General features: G+C 38.0%; 20 protein-coding genes. 17 read left to right on the top strand and 3 right to left on the bottom strand.

What is annotated here, in order from left to right:
- Positions 1-67: 67 nt before the first annotated feature.
- The 11 genes from P0Y49_18235 to hemH all read left to right on the top strand — a co-directional run bounded on the left by P0Y49_18235 (position 68) and on the right by hemH (position 11,676).
- Positions 68-2,662, top strand: a complete 2,595-nt coding sequence (locus P0Y49_18235; protein WEK18720.1) for a DUF5686 family protein — start codon at positions 68-70, stop codon at positions 2,660-2,662.
- A 69-nt stretch (positions 2,663-2,731) separates the two neighbouring features.
- Positions 2,732-3,919: a glycine C-acetyltransferase gene (gene kbl / locus P0Y49_18230; protein ID WEK18719.1), complete on the top strand. Its 1,188-nt coding sequence runs from the start codon at positions 2,732-2,734 to the stop codon at positions 3,917-3,919.
- 102 nt (positions 3,920-4,021) lie between these two features.
- Complete coding sequence (pheS, locus tag P0Y49_18225) at positions 4,022-5,059, top strand: phenylalanine--tRNA ligase subunit alpha (protein WEK18718.1); 1,038 nt, start codon at positions 4,022-4,024, stop codon at positions 5,057-5,059.
- Positions 5,059-5,472, top strand: coding sequence for a hypothetical protein (locus P0Y49_18220; GenBank protein WEK18717.1), 414 nt, complete (start codon positions 5,059-5,061; stop codon positions 5,470-5,472). The genes pheS and P0Y49_18220 overlap by 1 nt, the downstream gene beginning before the upstream one ends.
- Positions 5,472-6,047, top strand: a complete 576-nt coding sequence (locus tag P0Y49_18215) for a helix-turn-helix domain containing protein (GenBank protein ID WEK18716.1) — start codon at positions 5,472-5,474, stop codon at positions 6,045-6,047. Before P0Y49_18220 ends, P0Y49_18215 begins: the two co-directional genes overlap by 1 nt.
- 95 nt (positions 6,048-6,142) lie before the next feature.
- Positions 6,143-7,591: a 23S rRNA (uracil(1939)-C(5))-methyltransferase RlmD gene (gene rlmD, locus P0Y49_18210; GenBank protein WEK18715.1), complete on the top strand. Its 1,449-nt coding sequence runs from the start codon at positions 6,143-6,145 to the stop codon at positions 7,589-7,591.
- Between the two features lie 19 nt (positions 7,592-7,610).
- The gene (locus tag P0Y49_18205) at positions 7,611-8,015 is read left to right on the top strand and encodes a hypothetical protein (protein WEK18714.1); all 405 of its coding nucleotides are present in this window, start codon (positions 7,611-7,613) and stop codon (positions 8,013-8,015) included.
- A gap of 173 nt (positions 8,016-8,188) precedes the next feature.
- Positions 8,189-8,698 carry a phosphoribosyltransferase family protein gene (locus P0Y49_18200; GenBank protein ID WEK18713.1) on the top strand — a complete coding sequence of 170 codons (510 nt, stop codon included), beginning with the start codon at positions 8,189-8,191 and terminating at the stop codon, positions 8,696-8,698.
- A gap of 95 nt (positions 8,699-8,793) precedes the next feature.
- A complete protein-coding gene (locus P0Y49_18195) occupies positions 8,794-9,687 on the top strand; it encodes a hypothetical protein (protein ID WEK18712.1) in 894 nt (297 codons plus the stop codon).
- Positions 9,688-9,740: 53 nt separating this feature from the next.
- Positions 9,741-10,589: a 4-hydroxy-3-methylbut-2-enyl diphosphate reductase gene (locus tag P0Y49_18190; protein WEK18711.1), complete on the top strand. Its 849-nt coding sequence runs from the start codon at positions 9,741-9,743 to the stop codon at positions 10,587-10,589.
- Positions 10,590-10,662: 73 nt separating this feature from the next.
- Entirely contained in the window at positions 10,663-11,676 is a 1,014-nt protein-coding gene (gene hemH, locus P0Y49_18185) for a ferrochelatase (protein WEK18710.1), read from the top strand.
- On the opposite strand, the gene P0Y49_18180 is transcribed toward hemH, so the two are convergent.
- Positions 11,666-12,892, bottom strand: coding sequence for a glycosyltransferase N-terminal domain-containing protein (locus P0Y49_18180; protein ID WEK18709.1), 1,227 nt, complete (start codon positions 12,890-12,892; stop codon positions 11,666-11,668). The two genes, hemH and P0Y49_18180, sit on opposite strands and share 11 nt — an antisense overlap.
- Positions 12,893-12,955: 63 nt before the next feature.
- Between P0Y49_18180 and P0Y49_18175 the strand changes: the two genes are divergently transcribed.
- The 5 genes from P0Y49_18175 to rfbB are packed head-to-tail and all read left to right on the top strand — an operon-like array spanning position 12,956 to position 17,937.
- Positions 12,956-14,266: a UDP-glucose/GDP-mannose dehydrogenase family protein gene (locus tag P0Y49_18175; protein WEK18708.1), complete on the top strand. Its 1,311-nt coding sequence runs from the start codon at positions 12,956-12,958 to the stop codon at positions 14,264-14,266.
- A complete protein-coding gene (locus P0Y49_18170; GenBank protein WEK18707.1) occupies positions 14,266-15,255 on the top strand; it encodes an SDR family oxidoreductase in 990 nt (329 codons plus the stop codon). The genes P0Y49_18175 and P0Y49_18170 overlap by 1 nt, the downstream gene beginning before the upstream one ends.
- 7 nt (positions 15,256-15,262) lie before the next feature.
- A complete protein-coding gene (gene galE, locus P0Y49_18165) occupies positions 15,263-16,285 on the top strand; it encodes a UDP-glucose 4-epimerase GalE (GenBank protein WEK18706.1) in 1,023 nt (340 codons plus the stop codon).
- A complete protein-coding gene (locus tag P0Y49_18160; protein WEK18705.1) occupies positions 16,286-16,852 on the top strand; it encodes a hypothetical protein in 567 nt (188 codons plus the stop codon).
- Between the two features lie 32 nt (positions 16,853-16,884).
- Positions 16,885-17,937, top strand: coding sequence for a dTDP-glucose 4,6-dehydratase (gene rfbB, locus P0Y49_18155; protein WEK18704.1), 1,053 nt, complete (start codon positions 16,885-16,887; stop codon positions 17,935-17,937).
- Between the two features lie 9 nt (positions 17,938-17,946).
- Here the strand turns inward: rfbB and P0Y49_18150 are convergent, their stop codons facing one another.
- Both P0Y49_18150 and P0Y49_18145 read right to left on the bottom strand, forming a co-directional pair.
- On the bottom strand, positions 17,947-19,179 hold the full coding sequence (locus tag P0Y49_18150; protein ID WEK18703.1) for an ABC transporter permease: 1,233 nt from the start codon (positions 19,177-19,179) through the stop codon (positions 17,947-17,949).
- An 87-nt stretch (positions 19,180-19,266) separates the two neighbouring features.
- A complete protein-coding gene (locus P0Y49_18145) occupies positions 19,267-19,620 on the bottom strand; it encodes an iron-sulfur cluster assembly accessory protein (protein ID WEK18702.1) in 354 nt (117 codons plus the stop codon).
- A gap of 105 nt (positions 19,621-19,725) precedes the next feature.
- On the opposite strand from P0Y49_18145, the gene P0Y49_18140 reads away from it, so the two are divergent.
- Entirely contained in the window at positions 19,726-20,256 is a 531-nt protein-coding gene (locus tag P0Y49_18140; GenBank protein ID WEK18701.1) for a hypothetical protein, read from the top strand.
- The last annotated feature ends 1 nt before the right edge of the window (position 20,257 follow it).

Here is a 20,257-nt window from a genome sequence, read left to right as displayed (position 1 = left end):
AGTTCAATTGTATTTACTGATATAACAACAAAGGTATTACAGATTAAGGTTTATATATTAAAATTCTATGTTTTTTCACGTTGTGGCTTTTTGTCGTATTGCAGTTCATCTCATTAGTTTTAACCCCTTACACCTTTTTTCTTTGCAGTTTTCCAGTAAATTATTATCTGGTGGCAGCTTGTTGATACTCCTGTTTTCAATGCCTTCTTTTGGTCAAACCACTATTAAAGGTTTGGTTAAGGATAAACATACCAAACAACCTATTCCAGCTGTTACCATTTCATTTTCAGGTGCTAGTGGCGGAACAGTTTCCGATAAAGACGGAAATTTCCACATTCATACAAGTAAAACAATAAAAGGACTTAGTTTCTCTGCTATAGGTTATAAGAAACTCCATTATTCATTGTCAGCGAAAGAAGTTCCTTCCATAAATATTGAACTGGAGGAAAGTAGCAACAATCTTGATGGGGTAAGTATTGTTGCGTCTAAAAAAACAAAATATCACAATAAGAATAATGAAGCCGTTGATTTGATTCGAAATGTAATTGCCAATAGAGATAAAAACCGAAATAAGCAGGATAGTACTGTGGTTTTTAATCAGTACGAAAAATTAAACATGTCTCTGAATATGGGAGTTGCAGAGATTTCAACGTCTTCTTTTTTGCGAAAATTTCCATTTTTGCTTAAAACCGCCGATACAGTTAGAATTCCAGGAAGAGCATTAATCCCATTGTTTATGCGCGAAAGGCTATCTATGTGCCAGGAAACTAAAGATCATTTAAATGATAAGTCTTTGGTACTGGACGAAAAGCAATCCAGAATTGATCAGGGATTTGATGAGGATGGAATTGATGAATACCTAAACCGGGTCTATCAACATGTAGATATTTATGACCATGATATTGCCCTTGGAAGTCAACGTTTTCTAAGTCCGATTTCGTCCTTAGCTCCTGAATTTTATAAGTATTTCATTACAGACACAATTAAAAATGTAAAGCCTTATGTTGTGCGCCTCGCATTTAGTCCGAGAAATAAACAGGATCAGCTTTTTATGGGTGAAATGCTAATTCCTCTTGATGGCAATTATGCGGTAAGCAGTGCAACATTTTATCTGAATAAAGCTATTAATCTCAACTGGGTAAATGATTTTCAGGCCAGCGTTGAGTATACAAGAGATAAAAAGGGGCAATATTATATTACTAAAAGTACTACCGCTATGGATTTGGGGTTGTTTAAGGGGAAGCACAGTATTTTTGGTGTGCGAACACTCGCAACTTCCAATTATAGAATTGGTAATGAGGGGGTAGTTTTTCCTTCTGCTAAGGAACTCTCTGTAAGAAAGAAAAGTTTGGATACTTTTAAACGCCCACTGGCATTGTCTGCTCTGGAGTTAAATGCTTATAAAAATATTGATAGCCTGAAAGAATCGCCAAAGTTCAAGCGATTTATGGGGATTTCTGCTTTGGTAATTACCGGTTTTCACAAGACCGGGCCTATTGATATTGGGCCGGTAACCTCTTTTTATAGCTTTAACAATGTTGAGGGAACCAGACTACGTCTAAGTGGAAGAACAAATGAAGATTTTAGCGATAAAGTGGTATTGGATGCGGGAGTCGCTTATGGTACTAAAGATAAAGAGTGGAAGCATTCTGTAGGGGTTATTTATTCCTTTAAACCCGAAGGTGTGCTTAGGTTTCCAATAAATTCGATTGCAATAAGGAGTAGTTATGAAACCCAAATTCCGGGACAGGACTTTAGTTTCCTGGAAGAGGATAATTTCTTGCTTTCATTTAAAAGAGGGGTTGATGATAAACGTTTATACAATCGGAAATGGTCAGGAGAATACCTCCGGGAAATGGAAAATCACCTGTCTTATCGGGTCGGCTTTCGTAATCAGGAATTTACTCCAGCTGGTGGATTGATCTTTCAACCGGCTTCAGGAGCTCCACTTGTACATCGTCTTCAGGTATCTGAATTTACCTCTGAACTTAGATGGGCCCCTAAAGAGCAATTTTACCAGGGAAAACGCTTTCGTCGTCCTATAAAGAATGGATATCCGGTTTTTACATTTAGAGCTTCGGCCGCATTCAAGGATTTTTTAAATGGAGACTATACCTACCAAAATCTATTATTGAATGTCTTTAAAAGGGTATATGTGGCTCCTTTTGGTTATTCTGATGTGATTGTTGAAGGTGGAATGATATTGGGTAAAGTCCCGTTCCCGCTCTTAGATATTCATAAGGCCAATCAAACCTATGCCTATCAGATTCAATCCTATAATTTAATGAACTTTATGGAGTTTATGAGCGATAGATATGCCAGTATCAATATTGATCATTCTCTCAATGGCTTAATCTTAAACAAAGTGCCGCTGATTAAAAAGCTAAAACTTCGTGAAGTGTTCTCCGCGAAGGTACTTTACGGTGGGATTTCACCAAAAAACAGACCCGAAAATGATCCTGATCTTTATCGTTTTGCTACAGATAAGGATGGTGTTCAGACTTCATTTGGATTGGACAAAACTCCTTATGTCGAGGGTAGTGTAGGCCTTTCAAATATTTTCAAGTTGCTGCGGGTTGACTATGTTAGGCGCTTTACTTATCTTTATCAACCACATGTTTCTAAATGGGGAATCAGGGCAAGGATACACGTAGATTTCTAAATATACCTGATTTTGGTTACCACCCGAACAGGGGAATTGCATAACTTTGGCAGTATAACACTTATTATTATGTATAAAACATTACAGCCGGTTCTTCAGCAGGAACTAGATCAAATAGAAAAAGATGGTTTATTTAAACGTGAGCGTATCATTATTACGCCGCAGGGTGCTGATATAAAGATAAGTACAGGGCAGGAAGTCGTTAACTTTTGTGCAAATAATTACCTTGGCCTATCCTCTGATCCACGTGTTATTGATGCAGCTAAAAAAGCAATCGATAAATATGGTTATGGAATGTCATCCGTTCGCTTTATTTGTGGTACTCAGGATGTACATAAAGAACTGGAAGAAAAGATCTCTAAATTTTTAGGTACAGAAGATACCATTTTATATGCTGCTGCATTTGATGCAAATGGAGGTGTTTTTGAGCCTTTATTTAACGATCAGGATGCAATTATATCCGATGAATTGAACCATGCTTCAATTATTGATGGCGTTCGTTTGTGTAAAGCAAAACGTTTTAGGTATAAAAATGCAGATATGGTTGATCTGGAGCAACAATTGATTGCTGCTAAAGATTGTAGACACCGAATTATTGTTACGGATGGCGCATTTTCTATGGATGGAGTAGTGGCTCCATTAGATCAAATCTGTGACCTTGCCGATAAATACGAGGCATTAGTGATGATCGATGAGTCGCACTGTACCGGGTTTATCGGAAAAACAGGCCGTGGGACGCATGAGTATTTTAATGTAATGGACCGTGTTGACATTATAACCGGTACCTTGGGTAAGGCCCTTGGTGGTGCTTCAGGTGGTTTTACATCCGGTAAAAAAGAAATTATTGATATGTTACGTCAGCGTTCTCGTCCATATTTATTCTCCAACACATTGGCTCCAGCTATCGCTGGTGCTTCAGTGGCAGTATTGGATTTGCTAAGTGAAACGACAGATTTAAGAGATAAACTGGAATCTAACACCAGGTATTTCCGCGAAAAAATGACTGATGCAGGTTTTGATATTAAACCAGGTGTGCATCCTATTGTACCCGTGATGTTGTATGATGCTAAACTGGCACAGGAATTTGCTGCAAAGATGTTGGAAGAAGGGATTTATGTGATTGGTTTTTACTATCCTGTAGTTGGACAAGGTAAAGCAAGAATCCGCGTTCAGCTATCTGCTGCGCACGAGTTACATCATTTAGATAAAGCAATTGCTGCATTTACGAAGGTAGGTAAAGCATTGGGTGTGATATAAATTGTAAGACCGGGTTCATTTTCCCGCTTGTAACATCTTACAAGTTGATTTTGGACCCGGTGTTTATAAAAATATTATAGAAATTGCTGTATATTTGACCCCATGTTACAAGATAAGATAACACAATACACCGAGGAAATTAATGCTTTTTCTACGGATAATGCTGATGAATTAGAACAATTCCGCATAAAATTCCTGGGTACCAAAGGAATCATCAAAGATATTTTTGATGAGTTTAAAGCTGTTTCACCTGAAGAGAAAAGAACTCTGGGTAAGGTTTTAAATGAGTTTAAGCAATTGGCAGAGGCCAAATATCAAACGCTTAAAGATCAGACAGAGGTAGCTGATACTTCAAAAGAGTCAGGTATGGACTTAACGCTTCCTGGTGAAGGGTTTGAAGTTGGTTCCCGCCATCCTTTGGCTTTGGTACGAAGAGAGATCATTGAGATTTTTAATAAACTTGGTTTTGTGGTTGCCGAGGGGCCGGAAATTGAAGATGACTGGCATAACTTCTCTGCATTGAATTTTCCTGAAGAACATCCGGCACGTGATATGCAGGATACCTTCTTCATTAAAAAAGGTGGAGAAAAAGGTGATATCGCATTGCGTACACATACATCCTCCGTACAAGTGAGAATGATGGAGTCTGGGAAACCACCGTTCAGAGCAATTATGCCGGGACGTGTATACCGGAATGAAGCAATTTCTGCAAGGGCACATTGCTTTTTTCACCAGGTAGAGGGTTTGTATGTGGATGAAAATGTATCTTTTGCAGACTTAAAGCAAACCTTATTTTATTTTGTGCAGGAGTTGTATGGCGAAGGTACAAAAGTGCGTTTCCGCCCATCTTATTTTCCATTTACAGAGCCATCTGCAGAAATGGACATTTCTTGTACAATATGTAAAGGTGCTGGTTGTCAGATGTGCAAATACAGTGGTTGGGTAGAGATTTTAGGTTGTGGTATGGTTGATCCAAACGTTTTGGAAAACTGTAACATCGACAGCAAGAAATATAGCGGATTTGCATTTGGAATGGGAATTGAGCGTATTGCAAATTTAAAATTTGAAATAAAAGATTTGCGTTTGTTCTCTGAGAATGATGCAAGATTTTTAAAACAATATAAAACTTCATTGATATAATGAGGAGCATTCCCGGTATACTATTGTTAGCTTTGGTATTGACCGGATGTGGTAAACAAAGTCTGGTGATTCCTAATGTACCGGTTAATCTTAGTTTTCCCTTAAGTGATCCAAGATTGATTAGGTTAAGTAGTCCTGGTGGAGCCGTTGCTTTCGATAATTATGGCGTTGCAGGTATTGTGATATACCGGACGCTTAATGGAGGGTATGTGGCTTATGATAGGTGCAGTACAGTTAATCCTGAAAAAAAATGTGCTGTAACGTTAGATGAACCAAGTTTTACGGTTACAGACAAATGCTCGGGAGCGAAATATCTTTTGGAAGACGGAAGTCCGGCAAAAGCACCAGCAGAGTTGTCACTGAAAAAGTATAATACAGTTATAGCAGGAATTACATTACACGTAACCAATTAATGGAACCAGAGAAAATAAAAGAGAGCATAGTTAGAGCTGCTAAGGAGTTATTTAGAAAATACGGTTATCATAAAACAAGTGTTAATGAAATAGCAAGAAAAGCGCGTATAGCCAAAGCTACGATATATAAGTATTTTGAGAGCAAGGAGCAGATTCTGGATGCCATTTTAATGGATTATCTGGATTTAAACCTGCACGAAATATTAAAAAATAAAGCTCAGTTTGCTGATGAGGAAGAGCATCTAAAAGCTCTGGTGATGAAAACCTGTAGATTAACTTATACTGTTTGTAATGAGTTTATTGGATGGGATTTTGTGCGGGAGAATGCCAATTCTCAGGAGTTTTTAAAGCATTTGTCTGATCAGTTAGAATCGCTATTGCTATCTGCTTATCTTGAGCTTGACCATTTTAAAAATCATCCATCCCGCAGGGAGGGACTTGCATTTTTATTGAAAGCCAGTAAAAATATAGTATTTTCTTTTGCCTTTACTTCTGTTAGCGATTCTGATGTCCGCAAAAACTTTGTTAGTTTTCAGAAAGAACTTCTTCCCTTTTTAGTTAAAGCAGCTTTGTAAACGACGTTATGCGTTATTCCTTTCTATAGCAGGCATTCCAAAATGTCCGTGGGATAGCTGTATGTCTGAAAAAAAACCTGTAAATTTGCGGCATAATGAGTAGAAATAGAAAAGCCGGAACGATAACCATCATTCCTAATTTAAGTATTATTGATATTGCCGAAGAGGGTAAAGGGGTTGGCAAGGCCGATGAGCTGGTTGTTTTTGTAGAAAAAGCTGTGCCAGGCGATGTTGCGGATGTTCGTATTGTAAAAAAGAAGAAAAATTTAGCAGAAGCGGTAATTGAGACCCTTCATCAAAAATCTGAATTAAGAACAGATCCCTTTTGTCAGTATTTTGGTACCTGTGGTGGCTGTAAATGGCAGCATATGGAGTACGATGCTCAGTTAAGGTTTAAATATAAAAATGTAGAAGCTGCATTGCAGCGTCTGGCAAAAATAGATACTACCGGCATGGAACCAATTCTAGGTTCAGCCGAAAATAAATACTACAGGAATAAACTGGAGTTTACCTTTTCCAATAAACGTTGGTTAAATAAAGAAGATATGGCCGAAAGGCCGGAAGGCGTGGATGTAACTAGTCCTAATCCAGATTTGGAAATGAATGCGTTAGGTTTTCATGTTCCGCTTCGTTTTGATAAAATAATTGATGTTCAGCATTGTTATTTACAGGCTGAGCCTTCTAATGATATTAGAAACGAGGTTAGGTATTATGCTTTAAAGACTGGCCTTACTTTTTATGACCTGCGCAATCATGAAGGTAATCTGAGAAATCTGATTATCCGCACCTCTTCAACCGGTGAAGTTATGGTAGTGGTTGTATTTGCTTATGCAGAACAGGAGCAAATAGATGGCTTGATGGAACATTTAAAAAGCAATTTTCCAGAGATTACATCCCTTTTATATATTATAAATCAGAAGAAAAACGATACCATCTTTGATCAGGAGGTTATTACTTATGCTGGCAGAGACCATATTTTTGAAGATATGGACGGTTTAAAGTTTAAAATCGGTGCAAAATCTTTTTATCAGACCAATTCTGTCCAGGCGCATGAACTATATAAGATCACTAAAGAATTTGCAGGATTTTCCGGTAATGAGTTGGTTTACGACCTTTACACAGGTGCCGGTACGATTGCTAATTTTGTAGCAGGTAGCGTAAAGCAGGTTGTTGGAATTGAATATGTACCAACAGCTATTGAGGATGCAAAGTTTAATTCTGAACTAAACGGAATTGATAACACAATTTTCTATGCAGGTGATATGAAAGATATCCTGACGAGGGAATTTATTGCTGATCATGGTAAACCTGATGTGGTAATTACAGATCCACCAAGGGCGGGAATGCACGCTGATGTGGTAGCAAGATTATTGGAGATGGAAGCAGAGAAAATTGTTTATGTAAGCTGTAATGCTGCTACACAAGCACGCGATTTGAGCCTGCTTAAGGAAAAATATGAAGTTGTGCGGATTAAGCCTGTTGATATGTTCCCACATACGCAACATGTAGAGAACGTAGTATTGTTGAAATTTAGAGGGGAATAAGTCTAAACGATTTTTAAAGATGGATATTGAAGAATTAATGCCACAACAGCCTGAAGGAGGCAAAGATGAGCAGAAGAAAAGTCCGCTTGTAAGTCTGGAAAAAGATCTTGACTTATATGCTGATGCTTTGAAGGAAGTAGCTATAGAAATTATTGTTGAAGGGATTTCTGCTAATCCCATTTTTGTTGCCCATCAACATACCGTAAGCATAGGGGAGGTGATTTTGGACAGGAAGGAATTGAGTACGGAATGGACTATACAAGCCTCAACTTTTGAGGAGTTTGTGGAAAAGGGCATCATTACACCCGAAAAAAAGGCTTTGTTTTTGAGAAGTTATAAAAAACCAGAGGATTTTATGTGCGTATTTGTGATCGTGCCAGAAGGAGCTAATTTTATATTCTATCCTTATAAAACCAAAGGTTAACGGTTTGGCTTACAAAAGAAATCCCTATCCGGGCAAACATGGATAGGGACGACTAAAAAACTACCAATTAGACAAAGCTGAAGCGGAAAGGTTTCATGGTTTAGAAAATATTTTTAAATATTTGAATATGAACCTTAAAATCGTTCTTTTTGTAGCATAAAATAAGGCAAAAAATGGCAGGATCTCAATTACTCATTCTTGATAAAAAGCAGATACAACAGAAAATAAACCGAATTGCTTATCAGATATTGGAAGATAACCTTACGGAAAAGGAAATTGTGCTGGCGGGCATCTGGGATAGAGGCTATAAACTGGCGTTGAGATTGAAAAAGGTATTATCAAAAATCTCTGATTTGAAGATTACCATGCTAAAGATTGAGTTGGACAGGCAAAACAGTAAGTTGGTTGCCAATACAGATCTGGAGGAAACGCATTGGAAAAATAAGGTCATCATTCTTGTTGATGATGTATTGAATAGCGGGAAAACTCTTGCCTATGGCTTAGGCGTGTTTCTAAATACACCACATAAAAAAATCAGGACCGTAGTGTTGGTAGATAGGAGTCATAAAATATTTCCTATAGCCACTGATTTTGTAGGCTTGAAAATGGCAACCGTCCTGAAGGAACATGTTGATGTGATTATGGATGTTGAGGGTGAGGAAGATCGGGTTTATTTAAGTTAATTACTTTTAGAAACAGGAGATGCAGTATGATATTATTTGTGTATGCAGTCCTGGTCTTTCTTGTACTGAGGTTTTGCGTTACTTTATTTAATTTTTTGTCCAACCCAAAACTTGGGTATTACGGTAAGCATTTTTCGGAAAAGGTTTCGATCATTGTTTTAACTTCAACAGCTAGGCATGATGTGGAAAATCTGCTTGCATCGATCGATGAGCAGGATTATGAACATACTGAAGTATTTGTTCAGCATCGCGAAAGCATCACTACATTGATCAATCGGACAACAGGGAAATATCTTTTGTTTTTATCATCGGGCACTACAGTACATTACGGTTTAATCAATAACCTAATATGCCGAATGAAAGTATTTAACCTGGCCGCTTTGAGTTTAATCCCTACATATAGGGCTTCAGGGCTTATAGGTAAGTGCATTTATCCATTAAATGATTTCTTGTTATTGAATCTCCTTCCGTTACGCTTGGTTAGATTAAGTGGGCTGCCTGCATTTACTGCGGGGAGTAATGATTGTTTGTTTTTTGATGCTACAGTATATAAACAGCATAAATGGCATGAAAAATTGCAAATAAAAGTATTAGAAGCCACAGAGATTATAAAGTTGGTAAAGCAACAACAGCTAAAAGCGGAAGTTTTATTGGCCAATAAGTTCGTATATAATACTGTTGATATAAAAGATATAACGAGCTTTTCCATGCGGTTATTGATGAATTTTGCAAATAGCAATTTGGTAGCACTGATCTACTTAATGCTGGTTATAGTTGGACCTGTTGTTGTATCTCTTGATTTTAACCCGGCACTTGCAATTCTGCCGGTTGGATTGATCTTTTTATCAAGGGTGATGATCGCTTTTTTGACTGCTCAGAATCCTTTAGTGCAGGTATTGTTACATCCATTGCAGATGATCTTGTTATTCGGGTTGATACTGAAAGGGATTTGGGGACGTATTGTAGTGTCAATTAAACTTAAGAAATAGCAAAATCAAACAGATTTTGCGTAATTTTGTATAATCTCAAAAAAACTATATTCATGAAATACAATTTAGCTGTAACTATAGATAAGGCATCAGGCTTTTGCTTCGGAGTAGTTTATGCTATTGATATGGCTGAAGATATATTGGACAATGAAGATTACCTTTATTGCCTTGGAGATATTGTTCACAATGACGAAGAGGTGAAACGGTTAACGGATAAGGGACTTCGTATTATAGATCATGAGCAGTTACAGCATTTACATAAAGAAAAGGTATTGATTCGTGCGCATGGAGAGGCACCTTCCACTTATGAGCTTGCATTGAAAAATGAACTGACATTGATTGACGCTTCTTGTCCGGTTGTATTGAAACTGCAGAACAGAATCAAAAATTCGTATGATGATGATGAACAAATCCTGATATTCGGGAAGCATGGTCATGCGGAAGTGATCGGTTTACAAGGTCAAACCGACGGTAAAGCGATTGTTTTTCAGGATATTGCAGAGTTGGATAAGGTAGAGCTTCCTGCTAAGTTTACCTTATACAGTCAAACGACAAAGAGCACCGATAAATTTTATGCAATTAAGGACGAGCTGATTGGTCGTGGGTATGATGTTAAAGCAAATGATACCATTTGCAGGCAAGTATCCAACCGTTATGGTGATCTGGAGAAATTTGTTGCAAACTTTGATAAAATCTTATTTGTATCCGGTAAAAAGTCTTCCAATGGGAAGGTTTTGTACGATGTATGCAAAAAATATAACGACAATTCGTATTTCATATCTAATGTTTCGGAAATTGATATGAGTTGGTTCGCTACTAATGATAAAGTAGGGATATGCGGAGCAACATCAACGCCAATGTGGCTTATGGAAGAGGTGAAAGCCTTTCTCCTTCATCATTAAAAAGTAATTATTCCTTTTCGGGTAAATGATAAAACGGAAAAACAGTTTGAATAGTTAATTTTGGGGAATAATTATGGGAAAAAAGGGTGTACTATTAGTGAATTTAGGAACTCCGGATAGTCCGGAAGTTGGTGATGTGCGTAAATATCTGGATCAGTTTCTGATGGATGAACGCGTGATCGATGTGAATGCTTTTAACCGCACTTTACTGGTTAAAGGTATCATTGTTCCTTTTCGCAGCCCGAAAACCTCAAAGCTTTACAAAGAGATCTGGGATGAAAATGGCTCACCCTTATTGTATTTCAGTAAGATACAAGCCGCTTTAGTACAGGAACAACTTGGGGAAGAATACCATGTAGAGCTTGCCATGCGCTATCAAAATCCTTCAATCTTGTCTGCTTTGGAAAAGATGAAGGCCGGCCTTGTTGAAAGCATTAAAGTAATTCCGTTGTTTCCTCAATATGCATCGGCCAGCAGCGGTTCTGTAATCCAGCTGGTGATGGAGTTGGTGAGCAAGTGGGCCACGATACCCCCTGTAAGTTTTGTAAGCTCTTTTCATGATAATGAATTGATGCTGGAAACCTTTGCTGAGAATGCGAGGAAGTATAAGCCTGAAACCTTTGATCATGTTTTGTTTAGTTTTCATGGCTTACCGGAGCGTCAATTGTTAAAATGTGACCATACCGGGAAACATTGTTTGAAAAAGGACAATTGCTGTGATACCCTTAATGATACCAATAAGTTTTGCTATTCTGCCCAGGGACATGATACGGCAAGATTGATCGCACAAAAACTTAATATTGCCAAAGAAGATTATACGGTTTGTTTCCAGTCGCGTTTAGGAAAAGAACCGTGGGTTCAGCCCTATACGACTGACGTGCTCAAAAAACTTGCAGCGGAAGGTAAGAAGAGACTGCTGGTTTTTAGCCCTGCTTTTGTCGCCGATTGCCTGGAAACCCTTTATGAAATTACGGTTGAATACCACGAAGAGTTTAAGGCGCTTGGTGGAGAGCATGTACAGCTTGTTGAAAGCTTAAATGATAATCCAAAGTTTATTAGGGCGCTGGTTGAAATGGCTAAGTCTTAAAATATTTGCTTAAGTATTGTAGAATCTGATCAGTAGATCCCGTTTTTGAGGTTACATATTGCTTTGCAATATCACCCTGATGTTGAGAAGCTGTTAACGCTGCAAAGGCAGATTTAAGCTCATTAATATTATTAATGCTTTTTGCAGCCCCTAGCGTTATCAGGTCTTTTGCTTCCTGGAACTTATCATATTTTGGCCCAAAAATAACAGGTATGCCAAATGCAGCCGCTTCCAATGTATTGTGGATACCAGCGCCGAAGCCACCACCAATATAGGCAACCTTGCCATAAGCATAAAGTGCAGATAACATTCCTATATTATCAATAATCAATATTTGATGCTCAGTACTTGTTTCATCAGTGGCAAATGTCGAATATTTGATAGCCTGAGGAAACAAGCCTTCTATTTCATTAATGTGATGCACACCAATCTCGTGGGGTGCAATGATAAATTTCCATTCAGGATTTGAAGTACATAACAATGCAATCAATCGTTCATCTTCCGGCCAGGTACTCCCCGCAATAAGAACAGGTGCATTTCCACAAAATTTTTCAATTATGGTTAGTTTCTTAGGTATGGCAGCATTTTCGGCTACCCTGTCAAATCTGGTGTCGCCGCTCAGCGTAGCATTTTGAATGTTTATCGTTTTTAGCAATTGAATGCTTTCTTCGTTCTGTACAAAGAAATGGCTCACATAAGTGAGGATTTTTCGATGAAAGGAGCCATAAACCTTAAAAAAGATCTGGTTAGGCCTGAAAATGCCTGAAATAATTAATAAGGGGATGTTTTTGCTATGCAGTTCTTTAAAGTAATAATACCAATACTCATATTTGGTAAAAATGGCAAGTTCGGGATTAAAAGCTTCAATTAATCGTTTGGCATTTGAGGCGGTGTCTAGTGGCAAATAAAAAACACCTTCCGCTAGTGTATAGTTCTTCCTGATTTCATACCCTGAAGGAGAGAAAAAGGTGACAATTATTTTTTTTAAGGGGTATTGTTCTTTTAATTTCTCCAATACCGGTCGCCCTTGCTCAAATTCTCCTAAAGAAGCAAAGTGAAACCAGATATGTGGTGTAGTGGCATCTATTTTTTTCTCAATTCTGGCGAAAATATTTTGTCTTCCTTTGATGAAAAATGAAGCTTTGGTATTAAAAGGAGAAAGTATCCTGATTATTAAGCTATAAAGTTGAATTGCAATGTTGTAAAGCCAAAGCATTTTGTGTGTTTATTTATTATCTTAGCCGAAGATACTTTAATATAATTAAAACAGGATTAATATATGAAAATAGCCGTTATCGGGACAGGATATGTGGGGTTAGTAACAGGTACATGTTTATCAGAAACAGGGAATAATGTAATTTGTGTAGATATTAACGAAGCCAAAGTGCGACAAATGCAGGCTGGCGAAGTTCCGATATACGAACCGGGTTTAGATGTTTTGTTTCACAGAAATATTGCTCAAGGTCGGTTAACATTTACTACTGATCTCGCTCATGCGGTTAAAGACGCCCAGATTATATTTATGGCATTGCCAACCCCTCCGGGAGAAGATGGTTCTGCAGATTTGTCTTACATTTTAGGCGCTGCTAAAGACATTTCAAAACTGGTTACCAATTATAAAGTTATCGTAAACAAATCAACAGTTCCGGTGGGAACGGCTGACAAAGTTCAGGCTGTTTTTGCTGAAAATACTGATGTGGAAATAGATGTAGTTTCTAATCCTGAGTTTTTGCGTGAAGGTGTTGCTGTCGAGGATTTTATGAAGCCTGATAGAGTAGTGATAGGAACTAGAAGCGACAGGGCACAAAAACTGATGTTAGAATTGTATGGTCCTTATGTTAGACAGGGAAATCCAATCTTATTTATGGATGAGCGCTCATCGGAGTTAACAAAGTATGCTGCCAATTCCTTTTTGGCAACCAAAATTACCTTTATGAATGAGGTGGCTAATCTTTGTGAAATTGTTGGTGCAGATGTAGATGCTGTTCGTAAAGGAATTGGTTCTGATGCACGGATCGGAAAGCGCTTTTTGTTCCCGGGAATAGGTTACGGAGGTAGTTGTTTCCCTAAAGATGTACAGGCGCTGTCAAAATCGGCAGACGAGCACGATTATGATTTCCAGTTGTTGAAATCTGTAATGCAGGTAAATGAAAAACAAAAAACCATATTGGTTGATAAGCTTTTAAAGTATTACAAAAATGATTTGAAAGGTAAACATTTCGCATTATGGGGATTGGCGTTTAAACCTGAAACCGATGATATTCGTGAAGCACCTGCTTTGTATATTATTGATGAATTGATTAAACGTGGAGCAACTGTTACTGCATTTGACCCTGAGGGGATGAGTAATGTGAAGGCAATTTTGGGTGATAAAATAGCTTATGCAGAAACTCAATACGATGCATTGCTCCATGCAGATGCCTTATTGATTGCCACAGAATGGTCTGTATTCAGAAATCCGGACTTTGAATTGATGGAAGCAAGCCTGAGCAATAAAGTTATTTTTGACGGACGTAACTTATATGATCTGGACAAAATGATTGAACTAGGATATTATTATAACAGTGTTGGCCGTAAGCTTATAAATTAATGAAACGTAAAAGAGTTTTAATAACCGGTGCTGCCGGCTTTTTAGGTTCGCATCTGTGCGATAGGTTTATCAAAGAAGGTTACCATGTTATAGGAATGGATAACCTCATCACTGGTGATCTGCAAAATATTCAACATCTGTTTGGATTGGAAAATTTTGAATTCGCTCATCATGATGTTTCCAAATATGTATACGTATCTGGTGAACTGGACTATATACTTCACTTTGCCTCTCCGGCAAGTCCAATAGATTATTTGAAAATCCCTATCCAGACTTTAAAAGTAGGATCATTAGGAACCCATAATCTCCTTGGCCTCGCAAAAAGCAAAAAAGCAAGAATGCTGATTGCTTCTACATCAGAAGTTTATGGTGATCCGAATGTAAACCCGCAACCTGAAGAGTACTGGGGAAATGTAAATCCAGTTGGACCAAGAGGTGTTTATGATGAAGCAAAACGTTTTCAGGAAGCAATGACAATGGCTTACCATACTTTCCATGGTTTGGAAACCAGGATTGTAAGGATATTTAATACCTATGGGCCAAGAATGCGCTTGAACGACGGAAGGGTATTACCTGCCTTTATTGGTCAGGCCTTACGTGGTGAAGACCTTACCGTATTTGGTGATGGTTCTCAGACGCGTTCATTCTGTTATGTAGATGATTTGGTTGAGGGAATTTACAGGTTGTTGTTAAGTGATTATGCTTTACCGGTTAACATTGGTAATCCTGATGAGATCACTATCAAACAATTCGGAGAGGAAATTATCAAGCTTACCGGAACGCACCAGAAGCTGGTATTTAAGGATTTACCTGTTGATGATCCAAAACAAAGGCGCCCGGATATTACTAAAGCAAGAACTATTCTCGGCTGGGAGCCGAAAGTAAGTAGGGCGGAAGGTTTGAAAATTACTTACGAGTATTTTAAATCGCTGCCAGAAGAAGCTTTAATCAATAATGACCATAAAGATTTTACAGGATATAACCGTTAATTAAGAAATGTCTAAAATATTAGTAACCGGAGGAACCGGTTTTATTGGCTCGCATACTGTAGTAGAACTACATAATGCAGGCTATGAGGTTATTATTGTGGATGATTTTTCTAATTCAAATCCTAAAATACTTCAGCAAATAGAAGCAATTACAGGAAGCAGACCTGAATTTGTGCAGTTGGATTTATGCGATGAGCCTAAAGTAAAGGACTTTGTTTTACAACACAGCGATATTACCGGAGTAATTCATTTTGCAGCATTTAAAGCTGTTGGTGAGTCCGTTCAACAGCCGCTAAAATATTACAGAAATAATTTTTATTCGCTGATCAATTTGATCAATGCATTTAACAGCAAGATAAATCTGGTATTTTCTTCTTCCTGCACAGTTTATGGACAACCTGATGTTTTGCCGGTAACTGAAGATGCGCCGACAAAAAAAGCAGAATCTCCTTACGGAAATACCAAACAAATTGCAGAAGAAATTTTGCAGGAAACCTGTGCGGTGACTCCTCAACTTAAAGTAACATCTCTGCGCTATTTTAATCCAGTAGGAGCACATCATAGTGCTTTAATTGGCGAATTGCCAATTGGTGTTCCTCAAAATCTTGTGCCTTTTATTACACAATCTGCAATAGGTAAGCGTGGGCCAATTACTGTGTATGGTAATGATTATGATACCCCTGACGGTAGCGCTATCAGAGACTATATTCACGTAGTGGATTTGGCAAAGGCTCATGTTGCTGCAATTAAACGGTTGGAAAGCAATAAAGCCAAGACCAATTATGAGGTGTTTAACCTTGGAACAGGTAAAGGTTCTTCAGTGTTGCAGATCATTGATGCATTCGAATCTTCAACTGGGGTAAAATTAAATTATGCAATTGGACCAAGAAGAGAAGGTGATATTGAAAAGGTTTGGGGTGATGTCACAAAATCAACCAGAGATCTGGGCTGGAAAGCGGAATTGGACTTGAATGAGATGATGTCATCAGCCTGGAAATGGGAAAAATACTTACAGGATAATCCCTTTTAGATGCTGTTAAGTGAGCACAAGGAGCTGAAACTAGAGATAAAATCTCTTCCTGAAAAGGAAAAGGATAAGCTGTTGCTCAGGCTGATTGCTAAGGATAAGGTTTTAACCGAGCATCTTCATTTTAAATTACTGGAAGATGAGGAAGATCTTGTACGCCGGCAGCAGCACTTATTGCATAGCATTGATGAAGGTATTGCAGATTTAATGACTGCTAGAAAGTTGAACTCAAAGGATACCTTGCTTAAAATGCGAAAATTAAACGGGAGTATTAACCATCATTTTAAAGTGACAAAGGATTTGAACAGCGAAATGGAACTCCGGATTCACTTGTTAAACCAAATCCCTGTTGAATTTGATGAAAGCGTTTTTTCTTCCCTTTATAAATTTAATGAGAAGCTGACCGTTTATTTTGTAAAAACAACAATTTCAGTTTTAAATAAATATGATAAAATGCATGAGGATTTACAATTTGACCTTAAAGCATCTTTGAATATTTTATTAAATAAAATATATAACAATAAAACGGCAGCAATTGCAAAAACACTGGGCTTGCCAACAGAATTGTAGTAATAACTTATAGAAAGTAACATTATATATAGATGAAAAAAATATTAGTAACAGGTGGTGCAGGTTTTATCGGATCTCATGTGGTACGAAGATTTGTAAACAATTATCCTCAATATGAAATTGTAAATCTTGATAAATTAACCTATGCGGGTAACCTGGCTAATCTTACTGATGTAGAAAATAAACCTAATTATAGATTTATTAAAGCCGACATTACCAATGCAGTAGAGATCAATAACCTGTTTCAGAAAGAGCAATTCGATGCAGTGATCCATTTGGCCGCTGAATCTCATGTAGATAGATCAATCGCAGACCCTACAGCATTTGTAATGACGAATGTTATTGGTACTGTAAATTTACTGAACGCTGCCCGGGAGTATTGGAAAGAGGATTATTCAGGTAAACGTTTTTATCATGTTTCTACCGATGAGGTTTATGGTGCATTAGGCGATACAGGAATGTTTACTGAAACAACTGCTTACGACCCGCATAGTCCATATTCAGCATCCAAAGCTTCATCTGATCATTTTGTTAGGGCATATCATGATACTTATGGTTTGAATGTAGTGATTTCTAATTGTTCCAATAATTATGGTTCTCACCACTTTCCGGAGAAGTTAATTCCGTTAGCCATTAACAATATCAAAAATGGTCAGCCTGTACCTGTTTATGGAAAAGGGGAGAACGTGCGCGATTGGCTTTGGGTAGAGGATCATGCAAGAGCTATTGATGTGATTTTTCACCAGGCTAAAACAGGCGAAACATATAATATTGGGGGACATAATGAATGGAAGAACATTGACTTAATCCATTTGTTATGCAAGATTATGGACAAAAAGTTAAATCGTGAAGCAGGTACATCAGCTAAGCTGATCACTTTTGTAACCGATAGGGCAGGGCATGATCTGCGTTATGCAATAGATTCTGCCAAGCTGCAGGAAAACCTGAACTGGGTGCCAAGCTTACAATTTGAGGAAGGATTAGAAAGAACAGTAGATTGGTATCTTGAAAATGAAGAATGGCTAAACAATGTTACTTCAGGAAACTATCAAGCCTATTATGATACGCAATACCACGGAAGATAATTAAGCAAGTTATTCATATCTTAAAGCCTCTACTGGATCCAGTTTAGAGGCTTTTTTTGCAGGGTAATACCCTGAAATTATACCTACCAGAACACATACTGCAAAGCCTCCAAAAATCCACTCCCATGGAATAATGAATGATCCCCCCATGCCCAGAGAGATCAGATTTCCCAGGGCTATACCTAGAAATATCCCAAAAGCTCCTCCCATCAGACAGATGATAACGGCTTCTATTAGAAATTGTTTCCGTATCACTGCGGGGTTTGCACCAATGGCTTTGCGGATGCCAATTTCCCGGGTTCTTTCTGTTACAGAAACCAACATAATGTTCATTAGGCCAATTGAAGCGCCCATTAATGTAATAATACCAATGGCTATACCTCCCCAAACAATATATCGCAAGTTTTCAAATAGTGTTTGCGCCATAGCATCGCTTTTGGTGATTTCGAAATTGTTAGCATCTGCAACTCTGATTTTTCTGATATTTCTAAATACGGCGGTCGCCTCTCCAATCACATTATCCATAATATCATTGTTTGGAACAATAACGGTTATGGTATAGGAAGGGTTTGAAGTAGAGTTAATCAGTTTTGCTTTTAACAGCGGAACATATACAGCACGATCACCACTAAAGCCCATGCTCTGACCTTTGGAAACGAGTACTCCAACTACTTTTAACCGGCTATTACCTACGTTAATAATCTTATCCAAAGGGTCTTGTTTTTTAAATAATTTTTCACTGACCTCACTTCCAATAATACAGATGTTAGTTCCGGACTGAGTTTCTGCTAAATTGAAATTTCTACCCAACGCCAGTTCAAGGCCTTGCGAACCCAGGCCATTCTCATCTACGCCCTGTATGCTGATGTTCGGATTTGTTTTTTCCGTGCCATATTTAACCGTAGCACCTCTGGTTGCAACAACACTTATGGCTACTTTGGCAGGTGTATTTAATTTTTCTTTAAAGGCTAAAGCATCCTCATACCGGATGGATTTAAACGGTTTTTGTCTTTGCCGGGAACCTCCAATCCTGATGCCTGTACCACGGTTCCTGATATTAAAGGAATTTGCACCCATACTGGAAAAAGCTTCTGTCATGCTCTTTTTAACCGCATCAAGTGTAGTTAAAATGCCCACCAGGGCAGATAGACCAATTGCAATGATCAATGCTGTAAGCATGGTGCGCAACCGGTTGCCGGTGATGGATTGCAGGGCTAATTTTACGTTCTCAGTATAGGTCATTACAGGCAGATAAATTTAGGTGCTAAAATAAAAGTCCTGTTGTTAAGACAACAGGACTTACTATAATGTTACAAATGATAAGTTCATTTATACTGAAAAACTGGTTCCACAACCACAAGTACTAGCTGCATTCGGATTGCTAAAAGTGAAACCTCTTGAATTTAAACCATCTTGCCAGTCAACCTGCATGCCCATCAGGTACATTTGATGCGCTTTATGCATAAAAACCTTAATGCCGTCAATAATAAATTCCTGATCACCATCTTTTTTCTGATCAAAACCCAAAACATAATTCATTCCAGAACAGCCACCACCTTCAACACCAACACGTAAGCCAAAATCATCGGCAATTTCTTGTTGGTCTTTTAGTTTAAGAAGCTCTTTGACAGCTGTTACTGTAAAGGTTACAGGGGCAAATGCGGTATCTACTGTATTACTCATGTTATTTATCAACCGTTAAAAATCTATTAATAGAGCAAATATAAATCAAAATGTACATTTTTGTCGGGACTACCACTAATTATTACGGTATTTAAACAAAATAAAATGGACTTGCAGAAAATTATAACCGAAGCAGCAGTATTGGTAATAGGAGGTGTGGCTACGGTTTCGGCTGGATATTATTTAATAAAGGACGACATTAGTACTTATTTTAGATTGAGATTTTCCGATCAGAAAAAGGAGAAGGAGAGCCCTTTATTATCGCTACGTTTACAGGCCTATGAGCGTTTAACTATTTTTATAGAACGGATAAACCCCGCTAATCTTTTTATCAGACTGCATCAACAAGGTATAACACTTACTGAGCTTCAGGCAGCTGTATTAAACGAAATCAAATCAGAATACCAGCATAACATTACCCAACAATTGTACATCAGTACGCCAACCTGGGATGTGGTAAAAAAGCTTAAAGATGATACCATAGCCATGGTGAACAATGGAGCGAAAAGTTTGCCCGCAGATGCTACAGGCGTTGATTTGAGCAGGAAGGTTTTACAACACATGGCGGGGATTGAAAACAATCCTTATGATTTGACGTTGGATTTGATTAAGAAAGATATTCATCAGTTGTTTTAGT

Source organism: Candidatus Pedobacter colombiensis (assembly GCA_029202485.1).
GTDB lineage: Bacteria > Bacteroidota > Bacteroidia > Sphingobacteriales > Sphingobacteriaceae > Pedobacter > Pedobacter colombiensis.
Note: the sequence above shows the minus strand (reverse complement) of the source record. Positions and strands in the feature narration are given on the sequence as shown.